This is a genomic window from Streptomyces sp. NBC_01431, assembly GCF_036231355.1.
Classification (GTDB): Bacteria; Actinomycetota; Actinomycetes; order Streptomycetales; family Streptomycetaceae; genus Streptomyces.
On sequence record NZ_CP109496.1, the window covers coordinates 7,244,938 to 7,270,212 of the forward strand.

The following is a 25,275-nucleotide window of genomic DNA, read 5'->3' on the forward strand; positions in this document are numbered from 1 at the left end:
ATGACGACACGCTCCCCGCAGCCGCTCATCGACCCCCGGAAGGAAACCGTCGTGCCCGCAACCTGGACCGGCCTGCCCGCCCTGGTGGCCCGGCACGCCGAACGGACGCCGCACGCCCTCGCGGTGGCCGACGGCGACACCACACTGACGTACGCCCAACTCGACTCCGCCGCCCGCCGCCTGGCCTCGTACCTGCGTGAAGGGGGCGTACGCCCGGGTGACGCCGTGGCACTCCTGATGCCCCGCTCGGCCAGGACCGTTGTCGCGCAGCTCGCCCTGTGGTGGGCGGGCGCCGTCTGTGTGCCGCTCGACCCGGCGCACCCGCGGCCGCGTACCGAGGCGATGCTCGCCGATTCCGGTGCCACCCTGACCGTCGGCGACAGCAAGCTGCTCGAAGCGGCCGGGACGACCGGCGCCGCCCTCGCTCTCCCCGGCGACGCGCAGTTGACCGGCGCGGAGATATCCACGGCGGGGCCGGGCGCCGACGACACGGCGTTCATCATGTTCACCTCCGGATCCACCGGACGCCCCAAGGGCGTGGCCGTCCCACATGGCGCCATCGCCGAGCTGGTGACCGACCCCGCCTATGTCACCGTCACCGCACGCGACCGGGTGCTGCTGCACTCCCCGGCGACGTTCGACGGCTCGACGTTCGAGGTGTGGTCGGCGCTCGCCAACGGCGCGGCCGTCGTGGTGTGCACCACCGAACGGCCCTCGTTCGAGGACCTGGCCAAGGAGGTGGAGCGGCACGGCGTGACCGTCGCGTTCTTCACCACCGCCCTCTTCCACCAGCTCGCCGCCCGCCGCTCCCGCGTCTTCACCCTGCTGCGCAGCGTCGTCGTGGGCGGCGAAGCCATGGCGTCCCAGCACGCCCGCGCGGTCCTGCGCGCGTTCCCCTGGGTCGAGCTCGTCAACGGCTACGGTCCGACCGAGACGACGACGTTCGCCACCGCCCACCGGGTCACCGACGCCGACTGCGACGGACCGGTGCCGATCGGCCGCCCCGTCGCCGGTGCCACCGCCCACATCCTCGACGCCTCGGGAGCCCAGGTCGCCGACGGCGAGCGCGGCGAACTGTGGATCGGCGGCACCCGGCTCGCCCACGGATACACGGGGCAGCCCGAACTGACCGCGGAACGCTTCGTCGACCACCCCTCGCTCGGCCGCCTCTACCGCACCGGTGACCTCGTCTCGGCCCGCCCCGACGGCACCCTCGACTTCCACGGCCGCACCGACGACCAGGTCAAGGTGCGCGGCTTCCGCATCGAGCCGGGCGAGATCGAGCACGTGCTCCGCGAGCAGCCGGACGTGGACGACGCCGCCGTCACGGTACGCCGCCCCACCCCCGACGACGCGCGCCTCGCGGCGTTCGTGGTCGCCGGGCCGGGCCCGGTGCCCCGCTCCGAGGCGCTCCTGGCCCGCCTCACGGCCCTCCTGCCCGCACAGCTGGTCCCCGACGAGCTGACCCTGGTCGACCGCCTCCCGCTCACCACCTCCGGCAAGGTGGACCGCAGGGCGCTCGCGGACCTCGGCACGGCGGCCGCCTCGGGCGCCACCGCGGCGCCGCTCACCCCGCTCCAGCAGGCCGTCGCCGACGTGTGGAGCCGCTCGCTGGGCTGTGAGGTGACCCGGCCCGACGCCGACTTCCTCGAACTCGGCGGCCACTCCCTGCTCGCCCTCGTCGTCACCGAGGACCTGCGCGAAGACCTCGGCGTGGAACTGTCCCTCGCCGACTTCTTCACCGCCCCCACGGTCGCTGGACACGCCGCCCTGGTCGAGCGCGCCCTGCTCGCCGCCCACACCGATCTGCACCCCGACGCGCCCGAGGACTCCGATGGCCACTGACCCCTCCGCCCTACAGGAAGAGCTGCTGCGCAGGGCCCGTGCCCGCGCCGCCCAACGCCCCGCCGCCACGGCGCCCGCCGCGGCCCGTGACCTCGGCCCCGGCCCGCTCTCCCACGCCCAGCGCCGCATGTGGCTGATGGAACGGCTCGGCCGGAGCGGGGCCCAGTACAACGTGCCCTTCGCCACCCGGCTGAGCGGCCCACTCGATGTGACGGCCCTGGGTACGGCGCTCACCGCGCTGGTGAGCCGCCACGAGATCCTGCGCACCCGCTACGGCCGGCACGGCGAAGAGCCCTACCAGGAAGCTGTGGCCGCGCCGCAGAAGATCGCGGTCAACGTGGTCGAGACGGAGGGCGACGGCACCGCCCTCCTCGCCGAGGAGGCCCGACGGCCGTTCGACCTCGCGGCCGGCGCCGTCCCGCGTGCCCTCCTGCTGCGGCACGGACCGCAGGATCACACCGTCATGCTGACGTTCCATCACATAGCCATTGACGGCGGCTCGTTGGAGACCGTCGCCCACGAGCTCGCCGAGCTGTACGAGTCCGCTGTGGACGGCCGTTCCCCCGCGCTGCCCGAGCCGCCGCAGTACGCGGACTTCGCGCGCCGCGAGCACACGGACGCGGCCCGCCTCGATGAGGGCCTGGCCCACTGGGGCCGCCGCCTGACCGGAGCCGTACCCGCACGACTGCCCCGGCCCGCCGTCGTGCCCGCCGACGTCGCCGCCCAACCGGCGGCGACCCGCACCACCCCGCTCGGCGAGAACGTGCTGCCCGCTCTGCGTGAGCTGGGGCGACAGCGCCGCGCCACGGTGTTCACCGTGGCACTCGCCGCCGCGTTCGCCGCACTGCACCGGCTCACCGGCGAGGACGACCTCGTCATCGGCTGCGCCGCGACCCATCGTGAGGGGCAGGCCATGCGCGGCCTGGTCGGCCTGTGCGTCAACACCCTTCCGGTACGCGTGGACCTGTCCGGAGACCCCGGCTTCGCAACGCTCGTGGAGCGCGTACGCGATGGGCTGCTCGATGCCCAGCAGCACCGGGAAGTACCGTTCGATCTGATCCTTGAACGGCTCGGGGCCACGGCACGGGGCGAGGACGGCACGGCCCTGGTCCGCGTCACCTCGGACGTCCTGGGGGAGCCGACCGCGCTGCGGCTGCCCGGACTGTCGGCCCGCCCGGTCGAAGTGGGCGTCGGCGAGGCCAAGTTCGACCTGACCTTCGCCCTGGTGGACGACGACGCCCCGGCGAGCCTGGTCCAGTACGGGCGTACGGCCCTCGACGACGAGACGGGCCGCAACCTGAGTGCGTCCTTCGCCGAGCTGCTCGCCGCAGTCGCGGCCGACCCCGAGCTCCGCCTTTCCCAGCTGCCCGGCGACGCCCCGCGGCCACCGGCCGACGCGGGACACCCCGCCGAAGCACAGCTGTTGGCACACCCCGATGTGGCCGACGCACATGTGCCGGACCCGGGCGACGGCCCTCTGCTCGGCTACGCGGTACTGGCCCGCACCGGTGGCCCGTCACCGGTCCAGCTCCGCGCCCACCTGCGCAGGACGCTGCCGCGCGACCTCGTTCCGGCCGCCGTCACCCTGCTCGACACGATGCCGCGCGGCGCCGACGGCGCCGTGGACGCCGACCGCCTGCCCAGGGCGCGGATTGCGGCGCGGCCCAAGAGCCGCCACCTGGAAGCGGTTACGAAGGCGTTCGCGGGTCTGCTCGGGCAGTCGCCCGCCCCCGACGACGACTTCTTCGCACTCGGCGGGCACTCCCTCGCCGCGGTGCAGCTCGCCGAACGCCTGCGCACCACGCACAAGGTGGCGATGGTCGGCCTGGACATCATGCAGTCCCGTACGCCACGAGCCGTCGCGGCCCTCCTGGACGTGCGCGAGGCGGAGCGGGCGGCGGCCCTCGCCACCGCGCCGCCCCCGGCCGCACACCCGCGCCGGACGCGAAAGGGCACGGTCCTGGTGACCGGCGGCACGGGCGGTGTCGGTGCGTTCGTCCTGCGCGAACTGGCCGCCCAGGGCCGACCGGTGCTCGCACTGGCCCGCCCGGAGTCCGCACACCTCGTGACCGCCGACGGCATCGAGGTCATCGAGGGCGATCTGAGCGACCTCGGCAGCCTGCGCGCCGCGGTCGAAGGCGCCGACGCGGTGATCCACGCCGCGTGCACGTTCACCCGTCCCGAGGTGGACGTGGCGGCCATGGAAGCGATGGTCGACGCCTGGCGAGGCGGCCCCTTCGTCTTCGTCAGCAGCGTGGACGCCTACGGCCACCCGTCGGCCGCGCGGGTCGCCGAGGAATCACCGTCCCAGTACCCGTTGAGCGCCTACGGGCAGGCCAAGCTCGACTGCGAGCGGATCCTGCTGAGGGCGGCCGGCACCGAGGGCCGGGGCGGCGCCAGCGCCGTACGCTCGCCCATCGTGTGGGGCGCCCACGACCGACTGCGCGACCAACTGCGCTGGGGTGCGACGGGGTTGCTCTACCAGGCCGCCGTGAAGGGCGAGCCCATCAGTCTTCCCGCCCCCGGCACCGGCGGCCACGACTGGTACGGCGCGCCCTGGGTGCACGCCGCCGCCCTGGCTCGCGCCGTGACGTCCTGCCTCGACGCTCCGGTGCACGGCGTGGCCAACGCGGTCGGCGGCCACGTGGCCTGGTCCGACCTGACGGCCGAGCTGCTGACCCTGCTGAACAGCGACAGCGTCGTCACGCTCGACGACACGGTGCACCCGGACCTGAACCACCGCTGGCACTACCGCGCGGACCGCCTGTCCGAGGCGCTGAGCCCCCGGCCGGACGAGGACCTGCACACGGTGCTCGCGGCGATGATCACGCCCGAGGGCCGCTGACACTCGCCTACCGGACCACGCATGACGGCAGACACGTCGGAGGCGTCCGCCCATCAGGGCGGACGCCTCCTTCCTGTTTCCGGCAATGATTCCTTTGCCCGGCGATTTCCCGGCGACGATTCCTGTTCCCGGCGATGAGTTTGCGGACCGGCCCGGGTCCCTCCTCCCGGAGGCCGACCGACGGCCCCACCCACTTCATGGAGGAGCCCACCATGTCCGAGACCACCACATCCGTCGCGTCCGCCGGTGCGGACACCACACAGGTCTCCCGTCACCGTCGCACCGCCGTGGCGATCACCACCGTACGGATCGTGCTCGCGCTGTTCTACGGCATCGCCAGTGCGCTGCCGAAGCTGCTCGCCCTGCCCGCCGCCACATCCGTCTTCGACCGGATGGGCTGGGGCAGCACCGGGATGTATGTCATCGGCATCCTGGAACTCGCGGGCGCCATAGCCCTGTTGCTCCCCGCGCTCTCCAGCCTGGCGGCGCTGTGCCTGGTCGCGCTCATGGCGGGCGCCTTCGTCACCCAGCTCGTCGTCATGGACGGCCAGAACGCCGCCACACCGCTGATCTTCATGGTCCCGCTGCTCACTGTCGCCTGGCACGGTCGGGCCCGCTTGGCGGAGCTCCCGCGGATGATCCGCGCGTCGCGCTGAACGGCGTCCTGTCGGGCTGTCCGATTTTTACCATGGCAGGTCCCGAGTGGACCTCGCCGTCGAGCAGCCGCTCCGGGAGGCTTCGTACAGCCGCCGACGCACATCGTTGATCCCACATCACGCGGTGCGAGGCGGAAGTTGACCACACCTTCAGGAGGACGGCCATGCCCTTGGCGAAGATCGGAACCAGTCTGATCCACTATGCGGACACCGGAGGTGAGGGCCCGGTCGTGGTCTTCAGCCACGGAAACCTGATGGACGCCGACATGTGGCAACCGCAACTCACACGGCTCGCCCCCGCGTTCCGGTGTGTGGCCTGGGACACCCGGCTGCACGGCCGGACCGAGGACGAGGGTGTCGCGCACACCTATTGGGATTCGGCGGCCGACCTGCTCGCCCTGCTCGATGAGCTCGACGTCGACCGGGCCCACCTGGTCGGCCACTCCCAGGGCGGCTTCACTTCGCTGCGTGCCGCACTGCTCGCCCCCACCCGTGTCGCCTCACTGACCCTGATCGACACGGCCGCCGGGAGCTGGCCGCCACAGGCACTCGCCGACATGGCGGCCGTACGGGATGGACTGCGTGGCAGCGGCCCGGATGCCGTCGGTCCCGCGCTCCTCGAACTCCTCCTCGGAGCAGGTGAGTTGTACCCGGCCTGGCTCGCGAAGTGGCGAAGCCAGCCCGTCGAGCGCTTGGCGCGAGCGGTCGGCGTACTGATGGCTGTGGACGACATCACCTCCCGCCTCACTGAGGTGCGGGCCCCGGCACTGGTCGTCCACGGCACCGAGGACCGGCCCATATCGATCTCCGAAGGCCGGTCGCTGGCCGCGGCCCTGCCCGCGGCCACCTTCGTGCCGATCCCCGGCGCGGGCCACACGCCGTCCCTGACCCATCCGGACAGGGTGCACGAGCCGATGGCGAGGTTTCTGAGCTCGGTGTGCCAGTAACCTCGTTGACCCTTTCGCAGGGTCCTTCGCCGGGTCCTTCGCCGGGCGAGTCGGCTATCGGCGGCAGGTGAAGATGCCCCAGGACAGGTGGCCCTGTCGGCAGGCCTCCACCCATCGCGGCAGGTTCTCCAAAAGGCCCTCCACGTAGTCGGGGCTGATGACGTCGCGGAGCTCCGTGGCCCGCCGCCCGGTCTCCTCGCTGAGCCGGATGTAGTGGGTGAGCAGCTGGTCGCTGAGGTCGTCGAACTCGACGTGGGTCAGGCCGAGTTCGGACAGCTGTCGGCGGTAGAAGGACGGTGTGGCGAACTCCTCCACGCCGAGCCGGGCGACCACGGGGCGCAGCACGTCGGGAGGGGTGCCGTCGGCCGCCATGAGATCGGTGAAGACCAGGGCTCCCTGCGGCTTCAGGACGCGCACGGCTTCATCGAGCAGTCGCTTCCGGTCCCCGCTGTGGCAGAAGGCCTCCTGCGACCACACGACGTCGAACTGCCCGTCGGGGTAGGGAATGTCCTGGAAGGAGCCGGTGACGACCTCGATGAGCGTGTCGAGCCCGCGCTCGGCATTGGTCTTGCGGTGCCGGGCGTTCTGGCCGTCGCTGATGTTGAGCGCGACGACCCGGCAGCGGAACTCGTCGGCCAGCTGCCGGGCAGGACCGCCGTATCCGGAGCCCAGGTCGAGCACGGTGTGGTTCGGGCCGAGCCGGTCGGCGATCTTCGCCGCCGCCGTCGCCACGGTGCGCCGCGAGGCATCGGCGATCGGCTCGTTCTCGTGGGCGTAGATCCCGGTGTGGATGTCCTCGCCGCCCCACACCGCGGCGTAGAAGGCGTCGACGTCGCTGGTGTCGTAGTAGCGCCGCGCCGCTTCGGCGGCACCGGCCGTGCTCTCATCGCTCATCGCAACTGCCCTTGCTCGTTGGTTCACACCGGTGCGGACCCGTCCGCGCGGGGAGTCCGCACGCACCTGCCGCAACCATGACGTTAGGCGGGCCCTGCGGAGAGATCATCAGGGCGAATTCAGCCATGGCGCCAGTTGGTTGAAGGGGGCCCGGTGGGGGGCGTTCATGTGACTGGGTGACTGGGTGACTGGGTGACGTCGGGGATGTTGGCGCTGGGTGTGTCGCAGTGGTGGTGTGTGGTTATTGCTTAGACCGACCGGCAAATGGTGGGCAGGGGTTCTCGGACGGGCCCGGACGCAAGGCAGGCACGAGCCTGAGTGATCATGGAGTTCTTGACGCTCAGTGATCACCCGGAGGGCTCGTGCCTGCGGTCCCATCATGCCTTTTGGAACCCCTGTGGGACCAATTTGCTGCTCTGCTACCCGTGCGGAACGGATACGCCGAGAGCCATCCGCTGGGGTGTCACCGGCGGCGGGTTCCGGACCGCACCGTCTTCGAGTACATCGTGCTCGCCCTGGTCCACGGCTCAGGGTACGAACGGATCGCTGGCGCCGGATGCTCGGACCGGACCATCCGGCGCCGCGTCAAACAGTGGGCTGAACTTGGGATATCCGAGAAGGTCCACGCCCTTGCACTCGAAGCCTACGATCGAATGATCGGTCTCGGGCTGAGTGAGATCTCGGTAGACGGCTGCATCACCAAGGCCCCGTCGGGCGGTGACAAGGCCGGGCGGTCACCGGTGGACCGGGGCAAGCAAGGGCTGAAACGCTCCGTCGCATCCGATGCCTGCGGTGTCCCGCTCGGGATCGTCTCCGACGGTGCCAACCGGCACGACTCGCCCCTGCTCGGCCCCACCCTGGACGCTGCGCAAGCACAGGTCGGCGCGATGCCGGAGACCGTCAACATCAACCTCGACCGCGGCTACGACAGCGCCAAGTCCCGTGCACTTATCGCCGAGTTGGGATTCACGGCCGAGATCGCACGCAAGGGAGTGCCTGCCCCGATCCAGGCCGGCAAACGCTGGGTGGTCGAGCGCACGCACTCGTGGATGAACGACTACGGCAAGCTCCGGCGCTGCACTGAGAGGAGCGGCGCGGTCGTGGACTTCTACCTCTACCTCGCCGCCACCCTCGTCACGCTCCGCATGCTCATCCGACGCTCGACGAGCCGCTACCGCTGGGATGGCCGGCCCACCACCCGACGTCTCCAGTGATCCATTTGCCGGTCGGTCTTAGCCCTCTGGCATGTGGGGTGGACCCATCATGGAACGCGGTTTGATGGGGCGTGCGTACATTTGATGGGGCGTGCGTACAGTGGTCGGCCGACCACCGGTCATCCCACCATGCGTGCGGTCGGACCCGCTTCAGCAGCCAGGAGTTCTCCATGTCCTCATCGTCCTCATCGTCCTCATCGCAACAGTCCCGCATGCACGCCGCCGGGGCCGCCCGGCCGATGAGGCGCGGGGTCGGTGCGGCGGGTGCCTCGGTGCTCCCGTTGGTGCTGCTCGCGTTCCAGATCGCGGTCGGCTCGCCCGCCGGTGCGCAGACCCCTGCCGCGGCGTGGGACGCCGGCCACGCCGCCGTTGCTCACACCGCCGTGGCCCACACCACCGTTCCCGAACTCGCCTTTGCGCGCATCACCGCCGCCGATCCGGCGGCCCCCGGCCCGCGGGCGCCTCTCGCGGCCACTGTCACCGAGGGGCAGGTGAAGGAGGTGGCGCCCGGTGGGGTGATCACGTACCCGAGTGTGACCAGCTGTCTCACGGTGACCGTGCGGCTGCGAGGCGGCGGTCTGGTGGGCGCGCACGCCAGCCTGTTCCAAGTCCCGGGCGAACTGCGCTCCGACGAGATACTGCCCGCCCTCAAGTCCCTGGTCGGCGGTCGGCCGGTGAGCCGGATCGAGGTCAGGGGGGCGGTCGGTGCCTGGCATCCGAGCTACTTCATGAAGGCCATCGAGAGCTATGCAGACGGGGAAGCGGTGCCGGTCCCGAGCGGCCAGGACTTCGACGGGCTCGCCCGCGCGGTGGCCGACGGACTCGGCCGCGCCCGCCACGTCGTGACCGTCCAGGACGTACCGGACGGCGACCAGATCATCCGCTGACGGCTGACGGCTGACGGCTGACGGCTGACGGCTGACGGCTGACGGCTGACGGCTGACGGCCGATGCCTGATGACTGGCGGCCGACGGCCGATGTGCTGCCCCGTTCCCTCAGCCTGCGCGCGGCCGTCCCGTTCAGTCGGCGTGGCCGCCCCCGTCCGGGGCGCCCGCGCCGGGAACAGGGGCGGGCGCGGGCGCGGCCACGCACAGCACCTCCACTCGCTGTACGGCGTTGTTGGCGAACCCGCCGCGGTTCCAAAGCTGTGTCAGCGGCTGGGAGTTGCCCTCGGCGTCGGTGGCTCGGACGCTCAGGACGTGGGTGCCGGGCGTCGCCGTCCACGATGCCTGCCAGTGCCGCCAGGCCCAGTCGTGGCCGGCCGGCGCGGCGAGTTCGGCTTCGTACCACTGGTGCCCGTCGTCCGTGCTCACCTCGACGCTTGTGACGGGGGCGCGCCCGGACCAGGCCCGGCCCTCCAGCCGCTGCGGGCCGGGCCGCACGACACGGGTACGGGACATGAAGTCCGGGAAGCCGGGCGGGACCATCAGCGCCCGTGGCGCGATCCGCGTCACCGGCTCGCCGGTATCCTCCGCCAACTGCCGTGTTCGGTACGCCACTTGCTGCTGGAATCCCGTGAACCGGCGGTCGATGAGCGTGATTTCGCGCAGCCATTTCACGTGCGCCATGCCGTACCAGCCCGGGACCACGAGCCGCAGCGGGTGGCCGTGCTGCGGTGGCAGGGGAGCGCCGTTCATCGCGTAGGCCACCAGGACCCCGGGGTCGCTGCCGGTGGCCACCTCGACCGGCAGGCTGCGCTGGTAGTCCTGTTCGACGCCGCGTTCCAGACCGTGGTCGGCCCCGGTGAAGACCACGTCGACGGCGTCCGGTGCCACGCCGCTCTCCGCGAGGAGGGCCCGCAGCGGTACGCCCGTCCACTCGGCGGTGCCCACTGCTTCCACGAGCCAGGGCTGGCTCACGGGCCTTGGGGTGAGGCGGGCCCGGCCGTTGCCCGCGCATTCCATGGTCACGCGCCGGGTGACGGCCGGGAAGGAGCGCAGCATCGCCATGTCCAGTGTCACAGGGGTGCGCACCCGGCCACATAGGGTGAGAGCCCACGTGGTGGCGTCTGTGGCCGGGATGTCGTAGTGGACCAGCACATAGTGCAACCCCGCCGGTGTGACGTCGTAGCGCAGGGACTCCAGGGGCATTCCGTGATTGCGCGTCGCGAGTGCGAGCTCCTCGGGGCTGATGCCCTCCGAGCGCTCGGCGAGGCGCCCCGGTGGACTGATGTCACCGATGCGACGGTCCATGCATCCCATCGTGCCCCCAGGCCTCGATCCCGTCATGTCGCCGACAGGGGCCGTAGGTTCCGACCGGAACCGACCAGAACCGACCGGAATCTACGGGGGGCGCCCGGAACATACGGCGGCGGGCTTGGACCGAGCGGATCGGTCTGGCCGGGTCGGGGGCGGCGAGCGATTGCGAGTCTTGGGGGAGGGCGAGACGCTTGAACTGTCAGCCCTGTGGTGTCCGACTGCGCTTACGGCCCAGGAGGCGCCGGGGGCACCGGCGTGCGTGTGACCACCGGCGGCCCAGCAGGGGAAGGTGCCGGGCGGGACAAGGACCGTACCGTGCCCTCTGCAAGGAGTTCGCCATGGATGGCACGACGCTGGAGGCGATGCGGACCGTGTTGCGCGGCCCGGTCATCGGCCCGCAGGACCCGGAGTACGACCGGGCCCGCACCATCTACAACGCGATGATCGATCGCAAGCCGGCTGCCGTCGTGCGGTGCGCGGACGCGGCCGATGTCATCGACGCGGTCGACTTCGTCAGGGACCACCGACTCGAACTCGCGGTACGGGGCGGCGGGCACAGCGGTGCCGGTCTGTGCCTGGTGGACGACGGTGTCACCCTCGACCTGTCGCCGATGCGCTGGGCGCGTGTCGACCCCGTGACCGAGACCGCCCAGGTCGGCGGTGGAAGCGTACTCGCCGACCTCGACCACGCCGCCCACGGCTTCGGCCTCGCCACACCCGGCGGCATCATGTCGACGACCGGCGTCGCGGGCCTCACCCTCGGTGGTGGACACGGCCACCTGACCCGCAAGTACGGCCTGACCGTGGACAACCTGCTGGCGGCGGACGTCGTTCTCGCCGACGGCAGCTTCGTGACCGCCACCGAGCGGGACAACCCGGACCTGTTCTGGGCGCTGCGCGGCGGCGGAGGAAACTTCGGCGTCGTCACCTCGTTCACCTTCCGGCTGCACCCCGTGCACACCGTGGTGCTCGGGGTGACCCTGTGGACGCTGGACCGGATCGGTGACGTACTGCGGTGGTACCGCGACTTCGTGCCACAGGCGCCCGAGGACCTGAACGGCTTCTTCGTCGAACTCGTCGTGCCGCCGGGACCGCCGTTCCCCGAGGAGATCCACGGGCACAAGATGTGCGGCGTGGTGTGGTGCTGGACCGGCGATCCGAACGACGCCGACAAGACCTTCGAGCCGGTGAACGAACCGGGTCCGCCGACGTTCCACTTCGCGACCCCGATGCCCTACCCCATGCTGCAGAGCATGTTCGACGAGCTGATCCCCACCGGGCTCCAGTGGTACTGGCGAGGGGACTTCTTCGACCGGATCACGGACGGTGCCATCGACGTCCACGCCAAGTACGCGGCAGCCCTTCCCACCGGACTGTCCACGATGCACCTCTACCCGGTCGACGGCGCCGCTCACCGGGTCGGTGCGAAGGACACGGCCTGGGCCTACCGCGATGCCGTCTGGTCCGGCGTCATCGGCGGCATCGACCCCGACCCGGCCAACGCCGAAACCATTCGGCAGTGGTGTGTGGACTACTGGAGCGAGTTGCACCCGCACTCCATGGGCGGCGGGTACGTGAACTTCATCGGTGCTGGCGAGGGCCAGGACCGTGTCAAGGCCACCTACCGCGAGCAGTACGACCGCCTGGCCAAGGTCAAGCGGCTGTACGACCCCAAGAACCTGTTCCACGCCAACCAGAACATCGAACCTGCCGCATAGCGGCGCGAGGGGCCGGGTCCAGGCCCGGCAGGCCCGGGGTCCGGCCCCATCGACATCGCTCGGTCGAAATCGACTCAGCGCTTCAGCGCAGGGTCGTCGGAGGGAGGAATTCGCGCGGGGCCTCGCGATGCCACCAGGCGCCGGTCGTGCGGAGTTCCTGCCAGGTGGTGAAGCGGTATCGCCACAGGCTGGCCCGGACGAATGCGGGCGGTTCGTCGGGAAAGGGATTGTGTCGCAGCAGTCGCACCGTGTCGCGGTCGTTGACCAGCAGTCGCTCGATGAACCCGCTGAACCAGGAGTATCCGTACGACGGTGAGAGCGCCACGAACCACAACAGCCAGTCGAGCCGCAGATGGTACGGAGCGAACTGGCGCGGCAGCCGCCGCACATCACCCGGTTTCCCGTGGAATTCGTATGCCAGCCACACTGTTTCCGGGGTGATCTCCTTCTCCGCCGTGCCTTCGATGATCACCTCGCGGCGCACGCGCGTGATGCTGCCGAAGGCGCCGTAGGAATTCACCAGATGCAGCGGCTCGTACGTCGTGTTCATGCGCTGGTGGGGGGAGAAGAGATTGCGGGCCGGGCGGACGCTGAGTACCAGGACGACAACGGTGACCGCGATGACGAGGGTCTCGTACCAGAGCGGTGGGCCGGGCAGCGACGGCTCGGCCGCCACCAGGGAGCCGTCCAGGGACGAGACGGCGAGGACGATCGTCAGCCAGTTCAGCCAGGCGAAATTGCCGGAGAGCACCAGCCACAGCTGGGTGCAGATGATGAGGGCGCCCGCCATGCTCGCCACCGGCTGCGGGGTGAACAGGGCTACGGGGACGACGAGTTGGACGAAGTGGTTGGCGGCCACCTCCACGCGGTGCAGCGGCTTGGGCAGGTGGTGGAAGAACCAGCTCAGGGGGCCGGGCATCGGCTGGGTTTCGTGGTGGTAGTACAGGCAGGTCAGGTCGCGCCAGCACGGATCGCCGCGCAGCTTGATCAAGCCGGCGCCGAACTCGACGCGGAACAGCACCCAGCGCAGCAACCACAGCAGCACCACCGGCGGGGCGACCTCGTCGTTGCCGAGGAAGACCGCGAGGAAACCGGTCTCCAGGAGGAGGGATTCCCAGCCGAATCCGTACCAGGTCTGGCCGACGTTGACGATGGACAGGTACAGCGCCCAGAGCAGCAGCCAGAACAGCATCGCCGCCCACAGCGGTACGGCGTCCGCCGCCCCCGCCAAGACGGCCGCCGAAAGGAGCGCGCCCGACCAGGCGCAGGCGGCGAAGAACCGGTCGGAGTAGCGCAGGTGAAAGACGCTGGGAGCGCTGCGGAACGGCACGCGCTGGACGAACGCGGGCACCGGCAGCATGCCGCGCTCGCCGATCAGCGCGCGGAACTGGAGGACCGCCGCCACGAAGGCCACCAGGTAGACGGCGGCCAGCGACCGCTGGAACACCAGTCGGCTCAGCCAGTACGCCGACGACGAGAACCACTCCACGGTTGCGGGACCTCCTGGTCACTGCGGGCGGTCGGGAAAGGCGTGGGCCGTCAGGGGCCCGTTGCCGTCCTCGCTCACCGTTGGGTCACCGGCAAGGTTGGCGTCCTCTTCGTAATGGGTATCGAGGCATCAAGTCGAGGCGCCCGACAGCCACTTCACCCGGTCGCGTCAGAACCGTGATCATCGGAGGAGTACGGTCCACGGGGCGGCATTATCGAGCCAGTGGTGCCCCGGTGAGGCGTGCTCCGAGTGGCCGTTTCCGGCACGGGTGCCCCGTTGGGGCAACCCGAGCGGTCGCGCGCGGCGGGACCCACAGTGCCCAGCAGTCAGCGGCATTCCCTCACTTCCCGCTGCACACCAGGGACAAGAGAGGGAAGGGAGGATATCGCGACAGCCGATATCACCCTCGTCTTCCTCTGCCGCTCGTGCGACGGTCTTTGCGTCGTGGACCGGGTCGAGGGGGCGGCTGTGGCGCCTTCCGGCATGCCGAAATTCTGTCGATGCGGCGAATTGGGGACGGGTGTGCACGGCACGAGAGCCGGCACCGGACCGGCCCCGCTGATCCCATCAGGGAATTCGCATGGCAATCCGCAGGACAACCCGGGCCGCGCTCGGCATCAGCGCGATGGCCCTTTCGCTTTTCGCCGCCACCTCTGGGGTCGCGTTCGCGGGCCCATATGACAACAACGGCGCCACGGTGACGGGTGTCGCGGGCGTCAGCCCCAGCGAGGGCTGTACGCCCGGCTACTTCTGTATCTACACCGGAACCGACTACACCGGAACCATGTTCCGCATGTACCACTGCCAGGAATACAACCTCAACAACTGGAACGGCGTCGGTTCCTGGATCAACGACAACACCGGAGGCGCACACGCGCTGATCCAGGACCGGAACTACAACACCCTGGTCGACACCGACCCGACGAACAACTGGTACAACGGCAGCTACGACTTCGCCCCCGCGTGGCACGTGAAGGCCTGCTGACGATCCGAGAGAACGCCGCGTTTCGAGGTAGGGCGGGGGCGCCCACGCGCACCTGTCCGTGGACGCGGGCAGCAGGACACCGGCGCGGGGGCCGGGGTGTGCCGGGTCAGACGTTGACGCCGTAGTCGGAGGCGATGCCGGCGAGCCCCGACGCGTAACCCTGGCCCACGGCGCGGAACTTCCACTCGGCGCCGTGCCGGTAGAGCTCGCCGAAGACCATCGCGGTCTCGGTCGAGGCGTCCTCGCTGAGGTCGTAGCGGGCCAGTTCGGTGCCGCCGGCCTGGTTGATCACGCGGATGTAGGCGTTGCGCACCTGTCCGAAGCTCTGACCGCGCGCCTGGGCGTCGTGGATGGAGACCGGGAAGACGATCTTGGCGACCTGGCCGGGGACGGTGGTGAGGTCGATGTTGATCGTCTCGTCGTCGCCCTCGCCTTCGCCGGTGAGGTTGTCGCCGGTGTGCTGGACCGAACCGTCCGGGCTGGTCAGGTTGTTGTAGAAGACGAAGTGACTGTCGGAGAGCACCCGGCCGCCCTCGTCGCACAGCAGCGCGCTGGCGTCGAGGTCGTGGTCCGTGCCGGTGGTGGTCCGCACGTCCCAGCCCAGACCGACCGTGACGGCCGCCAGTCCGGGGGCTTCCTTGCTCAGCGAGACATTGCCGCCCTTGGCCAGGCTCACGCCCATGTTCATCCTCCTGGTTGTGCGTGCGGTCGGGACCCCTCGTCCCATGAAAACGCCGGGCACGGCGCCGTGGTTCCCTGATTGCGCAATCCCTGAAGTGACGTCACGGGACTGCTCGGGCGGCGCGCGTGATGGACTTCACCATAGTTCAAGAGTTGCGCAAGCGTTAAAGTGGCGCCATGGAAGCGGGGATTGAGGTGCGCAGGGAGCTCGCGATGCTGGCGGGTGGCCCGGCGGATGGGCTGCGGATCTATGTGGAGGGGCGGCCGGCGGTGGTGCAGGTGACGTACCCGTGCGAACTGGAGGCGCCGATGCCGGGCGTTCGCGCGGAGGCGCTGTACGTCTACCGCCGCGACCACCGTCGTCGCGACGAGCCTTTGCGGTACGGATTCGACGGCGCCAGCCCCTGACCGTTGCTGGTTGCTGGTCGTCCCGGGTTGGGCCGGGTCGGCCGTCGCGGGGTGTCGACGTGGACTCGCCGGATTTAATGGTTGCCAGATTGCGCAACTGTACAACGGTTGAACGAGTCTGATCGTCTCCTTCGGTAAGTGAGTCGACGGACTGGGAGCGTGTTGATGACAGGCGGTCAAAAAGGGTCGGACCGACGCGGTGGCGGCAGCCCCGCCGTGCGCGGGCGGCGCCTCAGACGCCGAGGGGTCCGCCTGGGCATGGGCATCGCCGTCGCGTTGCTCGTGCTGGTGGCGGCGGGGGTGGGCTGGGCCTATCTGCGGCTCGACGGGAACATCGCCACCTTCAACGCCGACGGGGTCTCCGGTGACCGCCCGCCGGTCTCGACCAAGGGCTCCAACGTCCTGGTCATCGGCACGGACGCCCGCATCGACGGCAACAGCGAGCTGGGTGGCGGAGACAAGGACGACATAGGGCGCTCCGACACCGCTTTTCTCATGCATGTGTATGCCGACCACAAGCACGCCGTCGCCGTGTCCATTCCGCGCGACACGCTGGTCGACATACCGTCGTGCAAACTCCCCGACGGCAGTTGGACGAAGCCGCAGAGCAACACCATGTTCAACGCGGCCTATTCGGTGGGCGAGAGCGCCAAGGGCAACCCCGCCTGTACCCAGAACACCGTCGAGAAGCTGACCGGACTGCGCGTCGACCACACGGTCGTCGTCGACTTCAAGGGCTTCGCGAAGATGACCGAGGCGGTCGGCGGAGTTGCGGTCTGTGTGCCGCAGGACGTCTACCAGAACAACCTCAACCCCAACCGGGCCACCCGCGGGGAGCGCATATTCGTCAAGGGCCCGCAGACCGTCTCCGGCCAGCAGGCCCTGGACTACGTGCGTATCCGGCATGGCATCGGCGACGGCTCCGACATAGGGCGCATCAAACGCCAACAGGCCTTCGTCGCCTCGCTCATCAAGAAGGTCAAGAGCGGCGGCCTGACCCCCACCAAGCTCTTCCCGCTTGCGGACGCCGCCACCCAGTCGCTGACCGTGGACCCCGGGCTCGGCTCGGCCGACAAGCTGATCTCCTTCGCGATGTCCCTGCGCGACATAGACCTGCACAACACCAAGTTCGTCACCCTGCCCTGGCGCTACCAAGGCGCACGTGTCGCCATCGTCCACCCGGACGCCGAAGCGCTGTGGGACGCGCTGAAGAGTGACCGCACCCTCGACGGCCAGGACGCGAGCGGGCACCATGACGAGCGGGCGGGCGGGGCGTCACCCGCACCGAGCGGTGCCACCGTCAACGGCGCCGGGATCTCCGTCGCCGTGTACAACGGGACCACGCTCGCCGACCTCACGGCTCGCGCCGCCGACGCCCTCAAGCAGCACGGCTTCACCGTCACCAGTACGGCCACGGCCCTCGTCCGCACCCAGGCCGGGACGGTCATCGAGTACGGCCCCGGCCAGCAGGACCAGGCTCAGAAGGCCGCGGAACTCTTTCCGGGCGCGGAAGTGACCCCGGCAGCCGCGGCCGGAGTCAACATCATCCTCGGTCGGACGTACGAGAACGCTCCCCAGGCCGGAGCGCCGACGGGGCCCGCAGTGCCCACCGCGTCGGCCGCACCCAGCGCCCTGCCCACCGGTGTGGCGGGCGATTCCCGCTCCGCCGACGACGATCCCTGCTCCAACCTTTCGTACGGCTGAGCCAAGCCCCGAGCCCGGCCGACGCACGCACCCGAGAAGTATCGAGTGCGGTCGGGCCGTCCCGGGCTCGGCCGGATCAGGACGCGGCCAGGTCTTCGCGGCGGGCCAGGGCGTCCGAGGTCCGCACCGTGATGCAGAGCGACGCCACGAGCGTGACAACCAGCGCGGCGCCCGCGGCGAAGATGCTGCCGCTCGTCACCGGGGCGGGGCTGCCGGCCTCGGAGCGGGCGGAGCCGGTCAGGAAGGGAACGACGGCGAGGACGGCGATACCGAGGGCGATCTCGGCCCAGACCACCCGCGGGAAGTGCCGCAGCGTCAGGCTCACCAGGGTCGTCGTGGCGTCGGCGCGGCGGGCGCGGGCGATGCGTGGCATCAGCCAGAACTGGTTGACGCCGCCCGCCGCGATCAAGCCGAGCACCAATGCGATCTTGATGAGCAGGAAGAGTCCGTAGATGGTGGTCCACAGCTGCGCGATGCCGCCGACGTGCTTCCAGCTCATCCACAGTCCGGAGGTGAGCGCCGCGCCGACGCACACCAGGGCGACCAGGCTGAACCGGCGCCACACATCCGCCCACACCACGCCCGCGCCGGCGCTGAGACGGCCGCGGCTGACGGAGAGCGCGGCGAGCAGGGCCAGACCGCCGACCCACACGGTGCCGCTGATGATGTGGACCTGGCCGAAGAGCAGGTCGAGCACCTTGTCCGCGTTCTTCGGCGCGGCGGCCGGTATGGCCGCGACGAGCGACACCGCGACCGCCAGGGGCAGGGCGGTCAGAGCGATGGCGTTGAGGTGTTTGCGCACCTGTGGGAGGAACAGCGCGACCAGGGTGGTGCAGGCCAGGACCAGGACGGTGTTCTGCGCCAGGTAGATGGTGCCCTGGGCGACCCAAGTCCCCTTCGCCGCGGGCGCGCGCAGGAAGTCCCAGATCCTTCCCGGCGCGAGGGCGTCGCCGAACGGCATCCCCTTGCCCGCGCGGGCGAGCCGGGCGGCGAGTTGGAAGTAGCCCGCCACGAGCAGCACGACCCCGGCCCAAGCCAGGTACACGGCCGTACGGCCCCGCAGAACGGCGGCGTCACCGCGCTCCTGCTCCGGCGTGCGGAGCGCCGGGCGGACCGCTGCCGCGTACGTCACCAAGGCGCCGACGGCTCCGGATAGGCCGATGAAGTAGCCCGATTTGGTAAGTATTCGCCACAAAGGGGGCATGGTGTAGCCGGCCGAGGCGGCCAGGTGAACGAGCGTCATGAGAGGTAAGGCTAACCTAAGTATCTCTATGCTGGGTGCCGTCCCGCGGGGCCGGTTTCCGGGCCTGCGGCAGGGGTGCGAGCGATGGCCCACCCCCTTGCTCCGCGAGTGCCGAGAGGTCGATCTCGTCCTGCGTGAGCGCCCATACGAGGTGCAGGCGCCCCGGGGTGGCCGACAGGCCGACCGCCACGGCGGCGTCCGCGAGGACCTCGCCGGACTGGTCCGCCCCATCCGTGCAGCCCTCCATCTCGGCCGCCCCCCGGTACCCACCCGGTCGCCTCCCGCGCTCGGAGACGCGCTCACTGCGGAGCCACGTCGAGACGCCGGGGGACTGGCGTCCGGCCCGGCCGAAAGGTGCGGCTCAGCGGGGGAGGATCACCCGGAAGGCGGTGCGGCCTGGGCGGCTGGCGACGTCGACGGTTCCGCCGTGGGCCTGGACGACCGCGGAGACGATGGCAAGGCCGAGCCCGGTACCGCCCGCCGCCCTGGCACGGTTGTGGTCGGCCCTGGTGAACCGCTGGAAGATCTCGGGCAGGAGCTCGTCGGAGATGCCGGGGCCGGTGTCCGTCACGCTCAACTCCGTTGATCCGAAGGGGCTTTCGGCGAGACCGAGGGTGACCTCGGTGCCGGCCGGGGTGTGCGTGCGGGCGTTGGCGAGGAGGTTGGCGACGACCTGGTGCAGGCGGTGCTCGTCGCCGGTCACCGTCACGGGCTCCTCCGGAAGGTCGAGCAGCCAGCGGTGACCGGGGGACGCGGCCTGTGCGTCGCCGATCGCGTCGAGGGCGATCCGCGTGAGGTCGACGGGCTCCCGCGCGAGGGGCCGCCCGGCGTCCAGGCGGGCGAGCAGCAGCAGATCGTCCACGAGACCGGTCATGCGCTGCGTCTCGGACTGGATGCGCTCCAGCGCGTGCCGCACCTCACCCGGCACGGGGCCGCGGTGGCGCAGCGCGAGTTCGGCGTGCGCCCGCACCGTCGCGACGGGGGTGCGCAGTTCATGGCTGGCGTCGGCGGCGAAAAGGCGCAGCCGCTCCTCGCCCGCCTGCCGCCGGGCGAGCGCATCCCCGACATGGCCCAGCATGTGATTGAGCGCGGCGCCGACCTGCCCGACCTCGGTGCGCGCGTCGGTGTCGGGAACCGGGTCGGGCATGGCGATCTCCCCGCTGGCCAGGGGCAGCCGGGTGACCTCGGTGGCGGTGGCCGCCACCCGGCGCAGCGGACGCAGGGACAGGCGTACCCACAGCGCGCCGGCGATCCCGGTGGCCGCGAGGGTGGCGCCGAACACGACGGCCTCGACGATTTCGAGCCGGTGCACGGTCTCCTCGACCGGTTCCAGCGGCAGACCGGTGATCAGTACGTCGCCGTCGTCGCCCGAGACCGCCACCACCCGGTACCGGTGAAGGGCCGACAGGCGGATGTCGTAGCCCCGGCCGTCGACCGGCACCGCGGCGAGCGCGGCGCGGTCCCGGGCGCTGAGCGGTACCGCGGCGTCGGTCTGGGCGTGCACCACGGCCGCCTGCGTGGTCGCGCCGCCCAGCAGCCGGGCCCCGAACGTGCCGTTGGACTGGCCTCGGGTGTCCGGCGCGTTGTCGGCGTCCGGCTTCTCGTCGTGTTCCAGACTGGCCGCGAACCGGCCGCCGGACGCGCTGAGTTGCTGGTCCAGGCGGCTGACGAGAAAGCCCTCCAGCGCGAGGACCGACGTCACCCCGACGGCCAGGCACGCCAGGGCGAGCAGCAGGACCAGGCCCGCGGTGAGCCGGGCCCGCAGGGTGCGGGGGAGCGCCGGCCGTTTCACGAGGGGTCGGGCTTCAGGACGTAGCCGGCGCCGCGCACCGTGTGGATCAGCGGCGTCCGGCCCGCGTCGATCTTCTTGCGGAGGTAGCTGATGTACAGCTCGACGATGTGCGCGCGACCGCCGAAGTCGTACGACCAGACCCGGTCCAGGATCTGGTCCTTGGACAGCACGCGGCGCGGATTGCGCATCAGGAACCGCAGCAGCTCGAACTCGGTGCGCGACAGGTCCACGAGCCGGCCCGCCCGGCTCACCTCCATCGCGTCCTCGTCCATCACGAGATCGCCGACGACCAGGCGGTTGCCGCCGGGCTCGCGCGCCATGCCCGCCCGGCGCAGCAGCCCGCGCAGCCGGGCCAGCACCTCCTCCAGGCTGAACGGTTTGGTGACGTAGTCGTCGCCGCCCGCGGTGATGCCCGCGATGCGATCCTCGACGGCATCGCGCGCGGTCAGGAACAGGACACAGACGCCGGGCAGGTCGCCCCGCATCTGGCGCAAAACGCGCAGACCGTCCATGTCGGGCAGCATCCAGTCCAGGATCACCGCGTCGGGGCGGAAGGCGGCCGCCTCGTCGAGCGCGGTCGCTCCGTCGGCGGCCGAGCGCACGTCCCAGCCCTCCGAGCGCAGAGCGCCGGACAGCACCTCGGTCAGGTCGGGCTCGTCGTCGACGACGAGGATCCGGACGGGGCTGCCGTCGGAACGGCGCAGCACGGCAGGTGGCGATGGGTTCTCCATGATGAACACAGCATCCCCCCTCGGCCGTCCCACAGGCGACTGAGGAGCTCAGAATTTCCTCTGAATCCCCTATGGATCCGGCTCCGAACCTCCGTTTCAGAGGGAACTCAGAAGTACTGGTGTGAGGCTGGCTGCGCAACGCCCGAAGCGGCGACGGCCCCGGGCGGGGCCGCAGCCCGGAAAGGGGGGCCGGATGGCCGCCAGCATGTACGACAGCCGGCCCGTGGCGCGCGTCCCGCACGCCGCGCCGCGTGGCACCGGCTGGATACCCGTCGCGGCCCAGTTCCTCATCTGGAGTGGGGCGGCGGCGGTACTCGGCCTGTGGTGGAGCGACACCACCTCCGTCGTCGGCGCGGGCGGCTGGCTGACCGACGCCGGCCGCATCACCGGCCTCCTCGCCGGATACGCCTGCGCGGTCCTGCTCGCCCTGATGGCCCGCGTCCCGCTCCTGGACCGCGGTGTGGGCACCGACCGCCTCGCCCGCTGGCACGCCATGGGCGGCCGCTACACCGTCTCGCTGGCCCTGACCCACACCCTGCTGATCATCTGGGGCTATGCCCTCACCTCGCACGCCAACGTGGTGAGCCAGACCACCACACTCGTACTGCACTACCCGGACCTGCTGAAAGGCACGGCCGGGTTCCTGCTCCTCGTGGGCACCGGCATCGTCTCCGCCCGCGCGGCCCGTCGCAGACTGCGTTACGAAACCTGGCACTACCTGCACTTCGCGACCTACCTCGCCGTGTTCCTGGTCTTCGGCCACCAGCTCTCCAACGGCGCGGACTTCGTCGGCAACCGGGCGGCCCAGCTCGCCTGGTACGCGATGTACCTCGGCGTGGCCGCTCTGCTCCTGTGGTACCGCTTCGTCGTTCCCGTCCGCCGCTCGCTGCGCCACCGGCTTCGCGTCGCCGAGGTCCGCACCGAGGCCCCCGGCGTCGTATCGGTCTACGTCACCGGCGAGCACCTCGATGAACTGGGCGCCCAACCAGGGCAGTTCTTCCGCTGGCGCTTCCTCGCCCCGGGCCTGAGGTGGGCCGCGAACCCGTACTCGCTCTCCGCGCCCGCCCACCACCGCTTCCTGCGCATCACCGTCAAAGCCGCCGGCGGCCACAGCGCGGCCCTGGCCCGCCTCGCCCCCGGCACGCGCGTCTGGGCCGAAGGCCCCTACGGAGGCTTCACCGCGGCCCGCCGCACCGCGACGAAAACCCTGCTCCTGGGCGGCGGAGTCGGCATCACCCCGCTGCGGACGCTGCTTGAGACGCTGCCCGGCGACATCACCCTCATCTACCGGGCCCGCCGCCCGGAGGACCTCGCGCTGCGCGGCGAACTCGACGCCCTGGCCGAGTCCCGCGGCGCCAGGGTCCTCTACTCGGTCGACGCACCGGCCGTCCACTGCCTGCCGCTCACGGCCACCGCGCTGCTCCAGCACGTCCCCGACCTGCGGGACCGCGACGTGTACCTGTGCGGCCCGCCCGGCATGACCGACGCGGCGCTGACCGCCCTGCGCGGCGCGGGCGTCCACCGCCGCCGCATCCACCACGAGTCCTTCGCGCTGTGAACCGCGCCCCGAACAGCCCGAGGAGACACGCCGTGCGCCGAGTCGCCGTCACCACCCTGTCGACCGCCACAGGCGTGGTCCTGCTGCTGTCCCTCAAACCCCATCAGAGCCATCCGCCCGTCGTGTCCGCCCGGCCCTCGGGCGCCACCCCGGCGCCCACGGCCACCGGAACCCGTACCGGTGACTTCACCGGCGACGTCATCGACACCCGGTACGGCCCCGTGCAGGTGTCCGTCACCCTCGCGGGTGGCCGGCTCACCGCCGTCCACGTCCTCCAGGTCCCCTCCGAGAGCGGGCGCGACCAGGAGATCGCCGCCAGGGCCGTGCCCCGGCTGACCCAAGAGGCACTCGGGGCACAGAACGCGCAGATCGACGCCGTGTCGGGCGCGAGCTACACCAGCGAGGGCTACATCCAGTCCCTGCAGAGCGCATTGGACAAGGGCGGTGCCTGAAACGAACCGCGCGGCCACCGGACTGCGCCACGCCGAGCACGCCATGGGCACCGTCTTCTCCTTCGACGTACGCGACCGGCCCACACCGGCCGTCCGCGATGCCCTGGCCGAGGCGGTCGCCTGGCTCCACCACGTCGACGCCGTCTTCTCCACCTACCGGCGGGACAGTGAGATCAGCCGCATCGCGCGCGGCGAACTCACGGTCAGCGACTGCCCGCCCGAGGTGGCCGACGTCCTCGGCCTGTGCGAAGCGGCCGCGGCCGCCACCGGCGGCTGGTTCACCCACACCCCCGGCGGCCGCCTCGACCCCTCCGGCCTTGTCAAGGGCTGGGCGACCGAGCGCGCCTCGCAGATCCTGTACGACGCCGGCGCCCACAACAGCTGCGTCAACGGCGGTGGCGACCTCCAGCTCAGGGGCGAGGCCGCGCCCGGCTCCCCGTGGCGCGTCGGCATCGCCCATCCACTGCGGCCCGGCCAACTCGTGGCCGTCGTCACCGGCCGCGACCTGGCCGTCGCCACGTCCGGCACCGCCGAACGCGGCCACCACATCCTCGACCCGCACACCGGCCTGCCCGCCGCGGGCCCGGCCTCGGTCACCGTCACCGGGCGCCACCTCACCACCGTCGACGCCTGCGCCACCGCCCTGTTCGCCATGGGGCCCGAGGCCGCCCGCGCCTGGACCCTGGAGCAGGACGGCTACGAGAGCCTGGTGGTCACCACGGCGGACGACGTATGGCAGAGCGAGGGCTTCCCGGCCCCGCGAAGCGTCAAGTGAGCTGCACCGAGCGGGATTTGAGGCGCGGCGAACTGCATGTGAGGTGCGGCGCACGGCCGGACCCGCCACGGCCCGGCCCTCCGTGTGACGTCAGGAGGCGGGTCCTGCGGGCGGGGCGCCCGTGATCGCCGCCCGGTAGAGCGCCTGGGTGGCGGTGCCGAAGTACGCGCTGTAGGAGACCTGCGGGGTGTTCCCGCCGGTGTGGTAGCCGCCGATGACCCCGATCACCGCCCAGCCGCCCGGCCACGGCACCAGCATGGGTCCGCCGCTGGTGCCGCCCACGAAGGCGTCGCAGGCGATGCGCGGGAACGTGCCCGGGTCGGCCGGGTCGTCGCTGGGCCACTCGGTCGTCCGGCTCATGCACTCCAGCGGCTTCTGCGCGCCGCCCGGGTACCCGATCATCCGCACCGGAACGTGCAAGTACCCCGTATTCGTCAGCAGTTCAACCGACCCGGTCGCGTCCTGGAGGCGCTTGCCGTCCTGGTTGGGCTCGGTGACGGCGAAAGCGAAGTCGTACTCGGCGCCCGCGTGCTCGCCCAGGTCGTAGTACTCCTGAGAGACGTACACGCCGTTGCTCTTGATCGGGAAGATACCGAACGGCTTCAGACCGTCGTGGTACTGCGGTACGAAGGCCAAGTGGCGCTGGGGGGAGGTGCCGGAGTAGCCCTTGAGGCAGTGCCCGGCGCTGAGCACCAGGTCGTGGCCGGGGCTGCGCACCACGGAGCCGCTACAGGTGCGTCCGGAACCGGTGGCGTCGGTCCAGAAGAACGTGCCGGCCTGCGGGATCCCGTCGAAGCTCCGGCTCGGCGGGATGTGTTCGCCGGGCTGGGGACCGTCCACGGTGGGGGAGGCGGCGGGGGCCGACAGCGCCGCCGCGGCGCCCCGGACCGGATCGCCGGTCAGTGCGGCCGTCAACCGGGCCGCGGTCCAATAGGCGTTGAGTTCGGCCGCGTCCGGATTCGGCGTGGTCGGGGAGCCGTCGGCGAAAGCCGCGGGGGTGAGCCCGGCGCCGAACAGCAGGGCGGCCGCGAACACGGCGGCATGTCGGATGATCCTGATGCTACGCACCATCAATTCTCCTCTGCCCGCACACATATGACGGCCCACCATAAGGGCGGCCCGGTTGCGGGCAGAAGTGCC

The 25,275-nt window shown here is 71.0% G+C and carries 21 protein-coding genes; 13 read left to right on the top strand and 8 right to left on the bottom strand.

Annotated elements, in window-relative coordinates; translation table 11 throughout:
- From OG522_RS33115 to OG522_RS33130, 4 genes are all read left to right on the top strand, one after another.
- Positions 1-1,845, top strand: coding sequence for a non-ribosomal peptide synthetase (locus tag OG522_RS33115; protein ID WP_329466728.1), 1,845 nt, complete (start codon positions 1-3; stop codon positions 1,843-1,845).
- Positions 1,835-4,690: a condensation domain-containing protein gene (locus OG522_RS33120; protein ID WP_329466729.1), complete on the top strand. Its 2,856-nt coding sequence runs from the start codon at positions 1,835-1,837 to the stop codon at positions 4,688-4,690. The genes OG522_RS33115 and OG522_RS33120 overlap by 11 nt, the downstream gene beginning before the upstream one ends.
- A 212-nt stretch (positions 4,691-4,902) precedes the next feature.
- Complete coding sequence (locus tag OG522_RS33125) at positions 4,903-5,346, top strand: DoxX family protein (RefSeq protein WP_329466730.1); 444 nt, start codon at positions 4,903-4,905, stop codon at positions 5,344-5,346.
- 164 nt (positions 5,347-5,510) lie between these two features.
- Positions 5,511-6,293: an alpha/beta fold hydrolase gene (locus tag OG522_RS33130; RefSeq protein ID WP_329466731.1), complete on the top strand. Its 783-nt coding sequence runs from the start codon at positions 5,511-5,513 to the stop codon at positions 6,291-6,293.
- Between the two features lie 54 nt (positions 6,294-6,347).
- Here the strand turns inward: OG522_RS33130 and OG522_RS33135 are convergent, their stop codons facing one another.
- A complete protein-coding gene (locus tag OG522_RS33135) occupies positions 6,348-7,187 on the bottom strand; it encodes an SAM-dependent methyltransferase (RefSeq protein ID WP_329466732.1) in 840 nt (279 codons plus the stop codon).
- 362 nt (positions 7,188-7,549) lie between these two features.
- Between OG522_RS33135 and OG522_RS33140 the strand changes: the two genes are divergently transcribed.
- Positions 7,550-8,401, top strand: a complete 852-nt coding sequence (locus OG522_RS33140) for an IS5 family transposase (RefSeq protein ID WP_329466733.1) — start codon at positions 7,550-7,552, stop codon at positions 8,399-8,401.
- 170 nt (positions 8,402-8,571) lie between these two features.
- On the top strand, positions 8,572-9,288 hold the full coding sequence (locus OG522_RS33145) for a hypothetical protein (RefSeq protein WP_329466734.1): 717 nt from the start codon (positions 8,572-8,574) through the stop codon (positions 9,286-9,288).
- A 132-nt stretch (positions 9,289-9,420) separates the two neighbouring features.
- Here the strand turns inward: OG522_RS33145 and OG522_RS33150 are convergent, their stop codons facing one another.
- A complete protein-coding gene (locus OG522_RS33150) occupies positions 9,421-10,593 on the bottom strand; it encodes a sulfite oxidase (RefSeq protein WP_329466735.1) in 1,173 nt (390 codons plus the stop codon).
- Positions 10,594-10,937: 344 nt separating this feature from the next.
- On the opposite strand from OG522_RS33150, the gene OG522_RS33155 reads away from it, so the two are divergent.
- Positions 10,938-12,317, top strand: coding sequence for an FAD-binding oxidoreductase (locus OG522_RS33155; protein ID WP_329466736.1), 1,380 nt, complete (start codon positions 10,938-10,940; stop codon positions 12,315-12,317).
- Positions 12,318-12,399: 82 nt separating this feature from the next.
- On the opposite strand, the gene OG522_RS33160 is transcribed toward OG522_RS33155, so the two are convergent.
- Positions 12,400-13,806 (bottom strand): lipase maturation factor family protein, encoded by a 1,407-nt coding sequence (locus OG522_RS33160; RefSeq protein WP_329466737.1) that lies wholly within the window; start codon positions 13,804-13,806, stop codon positions 12,400-12,402.
- 580 nt (positions 13,807-14,386) lie between these two features.
- On the opposite strand from OG522_RS33160, the gene OG522_RS33165 reads away from it, so the two are divergent.
- Positions 14,387-14,791 carry a peptidase inhibitor family I36 protein gene (locus OG522_RS33165; protein ID WP_329466738.1) on the top strand — a complete coding sequence of 135 codons (405 nt, stop codon included), beginning with the start codon at positions 14,387-14,389 and terminating at the stop codon, positions 14,789-14,791.
- A 106-nt stretch (positions 14,792-14,897) separates the two neighbouring features.
- On the opposite strand, the gene OG522_RS33170 is transcribed toward OG522_RS33165, so the two are convergent.
- Positions 14,898-15,473 (bottom strand): TerD family protein, encoded by a 576-nt coding sequence (locus OG522_RS33170; protein WP_329466739.1) that lies wholly within the window; start codon positions 15,471-15,473, stop codon positions 14,898-14,900.
- A gap of 176 nt (positions 15,474-15,649) precedes the next feature.
- Between OG522_RS33170 and OG522_RS33175 the strand changes: the two genes are divergently transcribed.
- Positions 15,650-15,880, top strand: coding sequence for a hypothetical protein (locus OG522_RS33175; protein WP_329466740.1), 231 nt, complete (start codon positions 15,650-15,652; stop codon positions 15,878-15,880).
- A gap of 165 nt (positions 15,881-16,045) precedes the next feature.
- Entirely contained in the window at positions 16,046-17,584 is a 1,539-nt protein-coding gene (locus OG522_RS33180) for an LCP family protein (RefSeq protein WP_329466741.1), read from the top strand.
- 76 nt (positions 17,585-17,660) lie between these two features.
- Here the strand turns inward: OG522_RS33180 and OG522_RS33185 are convergent, their stop codons facing one another.
- From OG522_RS33185 to OG522_RS33200, 3 genes are all read right to left on the bottom strand, one after another.
- Positions 17,661-18,827, bottom strand: a complete 1,167-nt coding sequence (locus tag OG522_RS33185) for a copper resistance D family protein (protein WP_329466742.1) — start codon at positions 18,825-18,827, stop codon at positions 17,661-17,663.
- A gap of 361 nt (positions 18,828-19,188) precedes the next feature.
- Entirely contained in the window at positions 19,189-20,619 is a 1,431-nt protein-coding gene (locus OG522_RS33195) for a sensor histidine kinase (RefSeq protein ID WP_329466743.1), read from the bottom strand.
- A complete protein-coding gene (locus OG522_RS33200) occupies positions 20,616-21,350 on the bottom strand; it encodes a response regulator transcription factor (RefSeq protein WP_329466744.1) in 735 nt (244 codons plus the stop codon). Before OG522_RS33200 ends, OG522_RS33195 begins: the two co-directional genes overlap by 4 nt.
- 193 nt (positions 21,351-21,543) lie before the next feature.
- On the opposite strand from OG522_RS33200, the gene OG522_RS33205 reads away from it, so the two are divergent.
- Genes OG522_RS33205 through OG522_RS33215 form a run of 3 tightly spaced genes read left to right on the top strand, consistent with a single transcriptional unit; the run spans position 21,544 to position 24,135 of the window.
- Positions 21,544-22,908, top strand: coding sequence for a ferredoxin reductase family protein (locus OG522_RS33205; RefSeq protein WP_329466745.1), 1,365 nt, complete (start codon positions 21,544-21,546; stop codon positions 22,906-22,908).
- A 32-nt stretch (positions 22,909-22,940) separates the two neighbouring features.
- On the top strand, positions 22,941-23,360 hold the full coding sequence (locus OG522_RS33210; RefSeq protein ID WP_329466746.1) for an FMN-binding protein: 420 nt from the start codon (positions 22,941-22,943) through the stop codon (positions 23,358-23,360).
- A 43-nt stretch (positions 23,361-23,403) separates the two neighbouring features.
- Positions 23,404-24,135: an FAD:protein FMN transferase gene (locus tag OG522_RS33215; protein WP_329467831.1), complete on the top strand. Its 732-nt coding sequence runs from the start codon at positions 23,404-23,406 to the stop codon at positions 24,133-24,135.
- 90 nt (positions 24,136-24,225) lie between these two features.
- Here the strand turns inward: OG522_RS33215 and OG522_RS33220 are convergent, their stop codons facing one another.
- A complete protein-coding gene (locus tag OG522_RS33220; protein ID WP_329466747.1) occupies positions 24,226-25,206 on the bottom strand; it encodes a trypsin-like serine peptidase in 981 nt (326 codons plus the stop codon).
- Positions 25,207-25,275: the final 69 nt, after the last annotated feature.